The sequence below is a fragment of the Niallia sp. Sow4_A1 genome, assembly GCF_052116745.1.
GTDB lineage: Bacteria > Bacillota > Bacilli > Bacillales > Cytobacillaceae > Niallia > Niallia hominis.
In genome coordinates this window covers 22,706-33,957 of record NZ_JBQKKM010000051.1, presented here as the reverse complement: position 1 = coordinate 33,957, position 11,252 = coordinate 22,706, and the positions used below count along the sequence as shown (strand labels likewise).

The window sequence follows — 11,252 nt, the reverse complement described above, 5'->3', positions numbered from 1 at the left end:
TTTCCTAGACACCCAAATCAACACTTCGAACAAATCTATTTGAATACGAAGGTGATCATCTACCTTGAGAAGTTGAAAAGTCATTTACACAAAAATATTGACAGTACCAAGGTTATATCTAATGCTTTTAACACACAATTTCACAATTAAATACACTGCTTTACTTATAAGTGTGCCTAAATATAATTATTATCTTGATTCGACATTTTCGCTTAAATTCCCTTTAATTACTCCATTTTTTTATTTAATAGGCTAAGTTTTGTAAAGTTTGTTGCTAAGAGTCGCAGCCTGAATCCACTTCTCTAGTTTCATTTCTCCCATTTTCTACAAATACGTTCACCTGTCATAGAAGATTTATTTCCTTTTTTTCCACTATTGTCAGAATAAAAGAAGCTGGGACAAAACTAAATAACTAATCTTTAAAGACGAACAATCTTTAATTTATCTCTTAAATAAAGCTACTTTCTCATGATGGTTATCTATGTTTTTAAATCTAGTTAAGTGTAAAAACTAAGTCGTTCCATTGCGCTACGGACGCTCGATGCGCCGGGGAGGAAGCTAAGCCTCCTCGCTGCGCTGCGGGGTCTAAAGCGTCTCTTATTCCCGCAGGAGTCGAGCGTCCTCCGCTCCATTTCACTTCGTTTTTAAACCTTTTTCTATAAAACAAACACGAACTATAATGTAATTAAATTACATTATAGTTCGTGTTTGTTGTTGATTGAAATACTTATGTCCCAGCCTCTTTTATAAATGCATCTAAAATCTTATCAAGTTGGTAAGATTGCTATTCAATATAGTAGCTGAAACCAATAGCTCCGGGTCCTGTATGTGTTGAAATAACAGGTGTAGTATAATCTATATCCACTTTATTAAATCCAGTGGCCTTTTCTATTGCTTCCTTCAATTTAATGGCAACTTCAAGACTACCAGCATGTGTAATTCCTACACTTTTAATTTTCTTGCCAAGACTGTCTTCTACAAATGCACCTACTAAATACTTTACTGCTTGGGAGCGACTTCTAACTTTTGCAATAGGTGTATATACACCTTCCTCAAGCGTTGCGATTGGCTTAATATTTAGTAAAGAGCCTAGAAAAGCTTTTCCTTTTCCAATTCTTCCGCCCTTCATTAAATTCTCTAATGTATCGACTACTACAAAAAGTTTCGTATGCTTTTTCACATGATTTAATCTTTGCAATATTTCCGCTACATTATGTCCATTTTGCACCATTTTTGCAGCTTCTAATACTTGAAAAGATAACCCCTTTGAAATAAACTCAGAGTCTACTACAAAGACACTCGCCTTTGTTAATTGGCTCGCACTTTTAGCTGATTCTACCGTCCCACTCATACCGCCTGTCATATGAATGGATATAATATCATACCCTTTATCAGCAAGTTCATCATATTTTTCAATGAAAGTGCCAACAGAAGGCTGTGAAGTTTTAGGCAATTCATCTGATTCCATCATTTTATCAATAAATTCAGCAGGGGTAATATCCACCCTATCCAAATATGATTTATTATTAATATAAATTGATAAAGATATTACCTCAATTTCATATTTTTCTAATATTTCCTTCGATAAATCAACTGTTGAATCTGTTACAATTTTAATTTTTTTCATTTCACACGTCCCTATTTGTCATTCATTTTTTCATTAAAACGCTTACTTTATTATACATTTATTTTTTAGGATTTTCCTATGCTCACTCTATTGATTTTATTTTTTGAGCATATACTATTCACTATACCACAAATTATACTTTTCGTAACCTGTGAATTTTATCACATATCCTTGATGTTTCTTTAAGAATAAAATATGTGTACGCATTTAGAAAATTATTTCTACTTGTCCTTGTTTCATGTTAAAAATAGTTAAAAAAATGGCCATGCATGATTAAATTTCTCACGCATGGCCATTACCGATTACTTTAGATGTTAGACGAGCAAATGAAATAAATTAGAATCTCTATTCACTTCCGTGTAAGGAAAACCTTTTTTATCCATTCTTTCAATTAGTCCTTTATAGTCATCCCTATTCTTCAGCTCTAAGCCAACAAGCGCTGGACCATTCTCTTTATTATTCTTTTTGGCATATTCAAACCGGACAATATCATCATCGGGTCCTAACACATCATCTAAAAATTCTCTAAGCGCACCTGCTCTTTGGGGGAAATTTACAATGAAGTGATATAACAATCCCTCATATAGTAGAGAACGTTCTTTAATATCCTGCATACGATCAATATCGTTATTTCCACCGCTAATTACAAGTACAATGTTTTTCCCTTTTATCTTTTCTTTATATAAATCGAGGGCAGCAACTGGCAAAGCTCCTGCTGGTTCGGCAACGATAGCATGCTCATTATATAAAGAAAGAATAGACGTACAAACTTTTCCCTCAGGCACTAAAACAATATCATCAACATAATCTCTACAGATTTCAAAATTCTTTTGTCCAACACTTTTGACTGCTGCACCATCAACAAATTTATCAATCTTATTTAGTGTTACTACCTTATTTCTAATTAAGGCTTCTTTCATCGAAGGTGCACCAGCTGGCTCCACACCAATCATTTGAGTTAATGGAGAAACGCTTTTCATGTATGTACTTAATCCTGCCATTAAACCGCCGCCACCAATGCTTGCAAAAACATAATCAATTGGAACATCAATATCATTCATCATTTCAATGGCCATCGTTCCTTGCCCTGCAATGACATTCTCATCATTAAATGGATGAATAAATGCTCTTTCTTCTGCTTCTGCACAAGCAACTGCTTCTACATAGGAATCATCAAATGTATCACCAGTTAAAATAATCTCCACATTTTCCTTCCCAAACATTTTAACCTGCGTAACCTTTTGTTTAGGCGTTGTAGCTGGCATGAAAATTTTCCCATGAACATTTAAATAACGACAAGAATATGCTACACCTTGAGCATGGTTTCCTGCACTTGCACAAACAACACCATTTTTCATTTTTTCTATTTCTAGCATCTTCATCGAATAAAATGCACCCCTTAATTTAAAGGAACGCACATGCTGTAGATCTTCCCTTTTTAAATAAACATTGCAATCATATTTTTCAGATAATCGATAATTTTTTTGTAAGGGAGTATGGGCTACTATGTCTTTAATTCCTTGGTATGCAATAATAATATCCTCCAATTGCACCCATTTTTTCATTACATTTTGTTCCATTTCCACACCCTCATTTCTAACCATTTTAATTCGTACATTATACCATGAATTTTTCGCTTTCTCCTAATAAAATTTTAAATTTTCTTTTTTTTCATATATTTTGATTGCGTAGAATTTTTCCCAATAAATTCATCGCTGTATTTGTTTGTTTTTATGGAAGTAATACCTTACAATGAAAGAATAAGGAGTGACTTTCATTTATGAATTTTTCAATAAAAGATTTTTCGCTAAAAGAAGAGATAGCCAACAGTATAACCCATGGTATTGGATTACTTATGAGCATTCCCGCTTTAGTAATGCTTATTTTAAATGCAGCTGAAACTGCTAACCCATGGAGAATTGTAAGTTTTTCCATTTTTGGTGCTTCCATGATTATCCTCTATCTATGCTCCACATTATTGCATAGTATTACCCATGAAAAAGTAAAGGATTTTTTCGAGATATTGGATCATTCATCCATCTATCTTCTAATCGCAGGAACATATACTCCCTTTGTTTTAGTTGCCATTCGTGGTAGCTTAGGCTGGACCCTTTTTGGGATTGTTTGGGCATTAGCTATTATTGGGATTGTCTTTAAATGTTACTATGTCAAAAAATATATTGTAACATCAACAATCCTCTATGTTATTATGGGCTGGCTAATTGTGATGGCAATCGTGCCACTTTATCATGCAATTGGAATGACTGGTTTCCTGTTTCTCATTGGAGGTGGCCTGCTTTATACTGTTGGTAGTGTATTTTATGTCATGCAAAAAATCCCCTACTTTCATGCCATTTGGCATATTTTTGTTTTAGCTGGCAGTGCTTTAATGTATTTTTGTGTATATCTCTATGTTTAATTAATATAAAAGATTACTACAATCTTTCTATAAGAAAAAGGAAGGCGAATTCGCCTTCCTTTTTCTTATTATTCCGCTCTTTCATAGACATAAAACACATGAGGATACAAGTTTTTGTCATTTACTATCCCTTTTTGTTCACTTACAAGTTTCCATTCATGCCAATTTAAAGCAGGAAAAAAGGTATTTCCTTCAAATTCATGGTCGATTCGTGTAATGTATAATCGGTCTGTTTCGCTTAATGTTTCTGCAAAAAGCTCAGCACCACCAATTACAAATATTTCTTCCTCCTGATGGGCTTTACTCCATTTATAAAATTCATCAATCGAATAGAATATTGTACATCCTTCACAAATATACCCTTGATTTCTCGTAATAACGACATTTTCACGATTTGGAAGATTTCTGCCGATTGAGTCCCTTGTTTTTCTCCCCATCACAATTGGATGCCCTGTCGTTATTTTTTTGAAATACTTTAAATCCTCTGGCAAATGCCATGGCAATTGATTATTCAAACCAATAACATTATTTCTATCCATTGCAACAATTAAGGAAATCATACACTGACCACCCCTTTAATATGGGGATGTGCTTCATAATTAACGATTTCAAAATCTTCATATTTAAAGGAAAAAATATCTTTTACGTCTTTATTCATTTTCAACTGTGGTAATGTCTTTGGATCTCTCGTTAACTGAAGTTTTACCTGCTCAACATGATTTGTATAGATATGAACATCTCCAAAGGAATGAATAAATTCTCCTACCTCTAAATCACAAACTTGGGCGATCATATGTGTAAGCAGAGCGTAAGAAGCAATATTAAAAGGCACTCCAAGAAATACATCTGCTGAACGCTGGTACAGTTGACAAGATAATTTACCATCTGCAACATAAAATTGAAAAAGACAATGACATGGTGGCAAAGCCATTTTCTCCATGTCCCCAACGTTCCATGCACTAATAATTAATCTTCTAGAATCTGGATTTGTCTTGATTGCATGAATCAATTCAGATATTTGGTCAATTGTGTTCCCTTCTCTTGTCGTCCAAGAGCGCCATTGATGTCCATAAACTGGGCCTAAGTTACCTTGCTCATCTGCCCATTCATTCCAAATTCGAACATTATGATCTTGTAAATATTTCACATTTGTATCGCCATTTAAAAACCAAAGCAACTCATAAATTATGGAACGTAAATGCAGCTTTTTCGTTGTAATTAATGGAAATCCTTCTGAAAGATCAAACCTCATTTGATATCCAAAGGTACTAATAGTTCCAGTTCCAGTTCGATCTTCTTTTTTTACACCATTTGTTAAAACATGCTTACATAGATCTAAATATTGTCTCATTTTATACACCCTTTATATTAAATTGCGATTCCCTACAAGCTTATTGTATTGTAGCGATATACTGATATGTTTTCGGAGCTAGTTGCGAAAGTGTTTCCTTTTCCTTTCCTCCCATATAAAACATGGCAAATGTTTCTGCGAAATATTCTTCTGCATATTGAAGAAAGTATTGTCTATTAGGAAATAACTTCCCTTTTTCCTCGTTCCAAACTAATCTATATGCTTCTGTTTTGCTCGCATTGTTTAGAACTTTATAATCAATGGAATGAGCCAATTCATGATATTCTAAATTAACAGAGCTGTGCCCTTGTCCCTTTTCACTCGCACCTATTTTTACAAGAACCACTTTCCCGCCACCAATACCAGGAACATCATCCCACGTCTTTTGAGAGGTGTAGCCCCTTGGAATAATTCCAGCAAATTTCTGTGCTGTCTTATTATCTGTTAATTTTCCAGTAAATAATTTTACTTTTATTCCCCTAGATTGCACCTTATTTAATAGAGTAGAAGGCAATTGATTTAATCTTTCAATTATTGCAGCTGCTTCTTCTTGATCATAAGATTCTTCTGGCAAAATTATCATATTTCCTAAGTTTTCTTTTGCTTCTAGGGATAAATTCGCCTTAATAATGGTTAGTTCAGATAAGTTTTTTAAGTATATTTCATTATTCGGAAGCTGGGAGTTTCCCATCAAAATGCTCGTTGCTGCTATCATACATAATGGTGCTATTCTTTTGAGCCATCTCATCCATATCCCCCACAACTAATCTCTCTATGTTCTTTCTAAAAATAAGAAAGAGAGGAGAAACCTATTCTACTAAAATTATAGCATAGGTTAGGAATCTCAAAAACTAGATAAAATTACCTAAATTCTTCATAAAAAAATCCAAAAGAATGGATAGAAGAATCTTTTTGCAATTCTTCTACTTTCATTCTTTTGGGATATGACTCTTTTTAAAGACTTACAATTCTAGTTAAACTTCTAATCCATAATTACGGCACAGGGCGGCAAGTCCTCCTGAAAATCCACTTCCTATGGCATTAAATTTCCATTCCCCATTATGTTTGTAAAGCTCACAAACGATAACAGCTGTCTCGACAGAAAAATCTTCCCCTAAGTCAAAGCGTAGGATTTCTATATTATTATCTTCATTTACGACACGTACAAACGCATTGGAAACTTGTCCAAAGTTTTGTCTTCTTGATTCTGCATCATGAATAGTAACAGCAATGCCGATTTTATTAACGTGAAGAGGAATCTTCGTAAAATCAATAATGATTTGTTCGTCATCTCCATCTCCCTCACCCGTGCGATTATCACCAGTATGCTCCACTCCACCGCTTGGATGGACAAGATTATTATAAAAAATAAAATCCTCGTCATTAATAACCTTGCCGTTTTCATTTGCCATAAAAGCTGACGCATCTAAATCAAAGCCAGTTCCACCATCGTACTGGTTAATATCCCAGCCCAACCCAATGATAGCTCTAGTTAACCCTGGATTTGTTTTTGTTAAATCAATTCGTTGTCCTTTAGAAAGATTAATACTCATTTCTATTCCCCCATATCTGAATAATAGATTGATTTATAGACAGCAGCTTTTTTGTGCCTATTTGACAAAATTAGGAATAAGATTTAACAACTTCACCTAGACTACCTGCGTTTGTCCCTGTACCAATTGCCGCAAACTTCCAATCTTGTCCATGTCTATATAATTCACCGACTATCAAACTAGTCTTACCTGCATAATCATCTGTCAAGTTGTAGTGAATAAGCGATTGATTGGATAAAGGATTGACGATTCGAATAAAAGCATTTTGAATCATGCCAAAATGTTGTCTTCTTTTCACTGCATCATATATATTTACAACAAATATTAACTTTTGAATATGTGATGGCACCTTATTTAATTCAATATTTATTTGTTCATCATCCCCATCACCGTCACCTGTTAGGTTATCTCCTGAATGGTGGACACTACCATCGCGGCTTTTTAAATTTCCAAAATAGATAACATCATTATTTGCTTGAACCTTCCCCTGTTCATTGACCATAATGACAGAAGCATCACAATCAATACTTGCTGTCGAACCACCACCAAATAAAGATCCTAAAAGCCCTCCGCCTTTATTTTGCTGAACTGGATCCCAGCCAAGACCAATTAAAATTTTACTTAATCCTGGATTTCCCTTTGTTAAATCAACTCTTTGTCCTTTTTGTAAATTAATTGCCATGATTCTCACTCCTATGTATGGTAGTAATATTTGTTATCAAACTTTTTTTAAAGCTTTCAATAAATGAAATAATATTAATCCATGCTAACTTCCAAAAGAAATTTGCTATTAAAAGAAATGTGTTGATTGCAGAGAAAACAGGCATTCATAAGGAAGAAAGACGTACTTACTTAACCAACCCTATGTTTTCAACTTAACTACCTATAGAATAAAATGAAGTCACTACAATCAACACTGTTAGTCAAATACTTTAATAAATTGGCTCATAAATGAAGTCTGAATTACCCTTGAAGCTTCATTTGCTTGAAGTTATTTTGCAATTCTTCTAATTTTTTTGTTCCTTCTTCTCTTAAGCGTTTATTTTCTTCTTCAATCGTTTTTGTTTCCTGCATTCCTTTGATAATAATATTCCATGATTCTTCAATTGTCTCAATCTTAATGCTCGGGCTGCCTGCAAGCCTTGCAATATCTACACTTTGCTGGGAGATATTTTGAGCGTTTTTCACCAGCATTTCATTTGTTCTTCTATCCAATTCACTCATGCTGTCTGCAACTAACTTCTGTCTTTTGGCTGCAACAGCTTGAATAAGACCATTTTTAAAAATAGGTATAGTCGTCACAAATGCTGAATTGATCTTACCAATTAATTTAGTGTTTCCTCTTTGTAATAAGCGTATTTGAGGAGCAGTTTGTAAGGCAACCATTTTTGCCATTTCCAAATCGTAAACACGCTGATCTAAGAGCTCTATTGCATTTCTTAAGGTATCAAGCTGCATTCCTGCTAATTGATCACCAGCAACTGCTTTCGCCTCAAGTTGAGGAAGTACATGGGTCTTTAATTCTTCCGATTTCATGCCTCCTGCTACAGCATATTTTTCTAATGTTAAATAATATTGATAATTTTGCTCGTACATTTCATCGAGCATCGTTGTAGAATCAACCATTTCATTTTGATATTTTGAAATTTCTACATAGACTTTATCTATCTCTTGTCCCATAGACTGGTATTTTCCAAAAAGCTTTTCCATTATTTTTTCACTTTTTTTAAACAGTTTGCCAAAAAAACCCTTTGATGACTCTTCAAAATCCTTTTTGTCAAATTTATCCATGATTCTACCAAGCTGTTTCAATAATTCGCCAGAGTCTTCTACTTTAGTAGTTCTCATATTATTAAGGATTTTATCAGAGAATTTTGAGATTTGCGTTGCAGGTTCCTTCCCGAATTCGAGTATTTGAATTTGATCCTTTTCGTCAATCGACTGTGCCAATTTCTGTACTTCTGGCTCATTTCTAAGCGCTAACTTTATTTCCGACACTTTTTCTTCTGTTAATATCTCTGCAACTTGATTGTCTGCATTATTTACATTTGATGGTTGCATATTCATCTTTTATTCTCCTTTTCTATTCTTTAAAAATCCGCTAAATATACCCCTTTTTAAAAAGGATGGTTCTTTATATTCCATGTCAAACACCATATCCTCAAGCCAGTGTACATCAAATAATGTATCTTTTGTATAGTTCTCCATGTCTACATGTCCTGCAGGATTATAAATAATAATATCTACACCAAGTGTGTTCATTAATAGCAGCAAGGCTGCATCTTCTCTTGTAAACACACCATTTTGCTCTGTTTTAAACAGTACGATACTTGGTACTTCTTGTGCGTAATCAAACTTTTGCAACATTTTCAAGAAATCATCCGGTATTAATAAGCATTGTGAAAACAGAAAAATCGCTACATCTTCGTCTGATTCATTAGCCAGCTTCTTCAGAGATGTCCTTGTGCAAACTCTTGATATAGCAGCAGCTATTCCTTTCTGCAAACCTGCTGGCAACTGTTTATACTTCCAATAATGTGCTGCCATCATCTTATCTGGATCAAGTATACCATCTGTTCCAAGTGCACCGCGATAATGGTATCGAAAATCACTAATAATAGCTCTTGTGAACGGAAAACTTCGAATTAATAAAGTTTCCTCTTTATTCACGATAGCATGGATTCGATCCCAGTACTCTTTTCGATTCTTACTTACACCAAATATTTTAGCAAAAACAGACGGGATATGCACTTCTCCATTTTTAACATCAAAGTTTGGACGAATCATTGCCGGTTCTTTCTCAAGAAGAAAGATTTCATCATACGTAGTTTTTAATGTAATGGAAATCGGTAGATATTCTCTAAATTGCCACGGTTTATAAAGATTGGAACCTTCATGGTGAAGAATACTCTCAATCTCCCTTGACGCTCGATATGCTACAGTTGCTGTTCTTTTTCGTTCTTCTTTAGGAAAACTTTCAGGTTCTTTCATTCGTGGGTATTGATGTTGAAAAAATAATTCCTTATCCAATTTTAATTTTTCTAGAATGTCATCCCCATTAGGATGTACAATGACGATGTCACAACCAAAGGTAAGAAGAAAGTAAATAAAGTAAGACTGACTTTTATTGGCATCACCATACCAAAGAAATTTAGGCATATTTTCATTTAATTGGCTTTCTTCTATAGCTGGTTGTAAATGATTGATGGACCATTTTATTATATCAACTACTAATCTTCTTAAATCATTATTTTTCAAGCCGTTTTCTTCCACTTCTGAAAAATGCTGAATGACTTTAATAAAGCTCTCTCTCAATTTTCTATGAATGGCAGGAATAGAGGATTTTATCAACACATTTTCTCCATCTAGAAAAGCAACAAAACGATTAATGGATAAATTTTGCTCCTGCATCCGATTAAATACTTTTTGAATAGATTGAAAATGCTGATTATCAATCGTCCGATCAAGCGATTCATCTGTCAGTAAATGTAAGCCTGTATTATCTTTATTTATCCAATCGAAAAGCTGATTATAATATTCATCCTCGTCTACTGGTATTCCAAGTAATTTTACTACAGCCTGACCGAACGTAAAAATGCGATTACTCGTATCGTGTAGCGGTCGTTCTTTAACTGGCTTTAATAGAATATCAAACCAATTTTCCGTAGACAAAGGAAGGATAACATTATTGATTGTATAATAGTCTTTATTCATTTTCTCCACTTCCTAATTTTAAACCAATGATAACTGTCTACCTTTATCATAGCATAGCTTTACGCTATGACTAAATATTCTACTTAATAATTCTTTACGAAAATGTTATAAAAAGGTTTCATTTTTTAGGCGAAAGGACAAGGTTTTTCACTTCTCTCTTTCAATCGTGATGTAAGCACCTAATCTTTTACTCGAGCATATAATACAGTACATTAGGCGAGTAGGTGCTAACTATGAGATCATTTTTTCGAAAATACACGTATCATGAAATTGAAACAGATTTAATTTATGTACAAAATGTTCTATCATCAAATATGTATGTTTTTGTTGATTTAATCTTTATTTCTCTAATGATTAGTTTTTTTATGGCTATATTTTTTGAATCTATTTTATTCGGGGTTATTGTATTTATTTGCTGTTATTTATTTTTCATCTCCATTTATTGTTTATTGCTTAAATGGATTAAAGATCCGCCAGAAGATGAACTATAAGTATACTTACTCTTATAAAGGGAATAACCATTATGATCGTTTCATATTACCATTCTACCCATCCATTACTATTGGATAAAGTATAGAGGCGAGTGTT

11 protein-coding genes are annotated in these 11,252 nt (G+C 33.7%); 2 read left to right on the top strand and 9 right to left on the bottom strand.

All coding sequences use genetic code 11. From position 1 onward, the window contains the following. Window positions 1-784: 784 nt before the first annotated feature. Both ACTQ5K_RS21180 and ilvA read right to left on the bottom strand, forming a co-directional pair. Window positions 785-1,627, bottom strand: a complete 843-nt coding sequence (locus ACTQ5K_RS21180) for a DegV family protein (protein ID WP_031538135.1) — start codon at window positions 1,625-1,627, stop codon at window positions 785-787. 314 nt (window positions 1,628-1,941) lie between these two features. Further along, window positions 1,942-3,207 carry a threonine ammonia-lyase IlvA gene (gene ilvA / locus ACTQ5K_RS21175; RefSeq protein WP_031538136.1) on the bottom strand — a complete coding sequence of 422 codons (1,266 nt, stop codon included), beginning with the start codon at window positions 3,205-3,207 and terminating at the stop codon, window positions 1,942-1,944. Between the two features lie 200 nt (window positions 3,208-3,407). On the opposite strand from ilvA, the gene trhA reads away from it, so the two are divergent. Then, window positions 3,408-4,046, top strand: a complete 639-nt coding sequence (trhA, locus tag ACTQ5K_RS21170; protein ID WP_031538137.1) for a PAQR family membrane homeostasis protein TrhA — start codon at window positions 3,408-3,410, stop codon at window positions 4,044-4,046. 68 nt (window positions 4,047-4,114) lie between these two features. Here trhA and ACTQ5K_RS21165 read toward each other — a convergent pair whose 3' ends face one another. The 7 genes from ACTQ5K_RS21165 to ACTQ5K_RS21135 form a co-directional block, all read right to left on the bottom strand. Further along, complete coding sequence (locus tag ACTQ5K_RS21165; protein WP_031538138.1) at window positions 4,115-4,606, bottom strand: dihydrofolate reductase; 492 nt, start codon at window positions 4,604-4,606, stop codon at window positions 4,115-4,117. Further along, entirely contained in the window at window positions 4,603-5,397 is a 795-nt protein-coding gene (locus ACTQ5K_RS21160; RefSeq protein WP_031538139.1) for a thymidylate synthase, read from the bottom strand. The genes ACTQ5K_RS21165 and ACTQ5K_RS21160 overlap by 4 nt, the downstream gene beginning before the upstream one ends. A gap of 40 nt (window positions 5,398-5,437) precedes the next feature. Further along, window positions 5,438-6,145, bottom strand: a complete 708-nt coding sequence (locus tag ACTQ5K_RS21155; RefSeq protein ID WP_031538140.1) for an anthrax toxin lethal factor-related metalloendopeptidase — start codon at window positions 6,143-6,145, stop codon at window positions 5,438-5,440. A gap of 226 nt (window positions 6,146-6,371) precedes the next feature. After that, on the bottom strand, window positions 6,372-6,950 hold the full coding sequence (locus tag ACTQ5K_RS21150) for a TerD family protein (protein ID WP_031538142.1): 579 nt from the start codon (window positions 6,948-6,950) through the stop codon (window positions 6,372-6,374). Window positions 6,951-7,020: 70 nt separating this feature from the next. Then, on the bottom strand, window positions 7,021-7,632 hold the full coding sequence (locus ACTQ5K_RS21145; RefSeq protein ID WP_031538143.1) for a TerD family protein: 612 nt from the start codon (window positions 7,630-7,632) through the stop codon (window positions 7,021-7,023). 281 nt (window positions 7,633-7,913) lie between these two features. Continuing rightward, window positions 7,914-9,017, bottom strand: a complete 1,104-nt coding sequence (locus tag ACTQ5K_RS21140; protein WP_396953873.1) for a toxic anion resistance protein — start codon at window positions 9,015-9,017, stop codon at window positions 7,914-7,916. Between the two features lie 3 nt (window positions 9,018-9,020). After that, window positions 9,021-10,664 (bottom strand): YceG family protein, encoded by a 1,644-nt coding sequence (locus ACTQ5K_RS21135; RefSeq protein ID WP_349204916.1) that lies wholly within the window; start codon window positions 10,662-10,664, stop codon window positions 9,021-9,023. Window positions 10,665-10,897: 233 nt separating this feature from the next. Here ACTQ5K_RS21135 and ACTQ5K_RS21130 point away from each other — a divergent pair, with 233 nt between their 5' ends. Beyond that, window positions 10,898-11,155, top strand: coding sequence for a hypothetical protein (locus ACTQ5K_RS21130; protein WP_235251640.1), 258 nt, complete (start codon window positions 10,898-10,900; stop codon window positions 11,153-11,155). The last annotated feature ends 97 nt before the right edge of the window (window positions 11,156-11,252 follow it).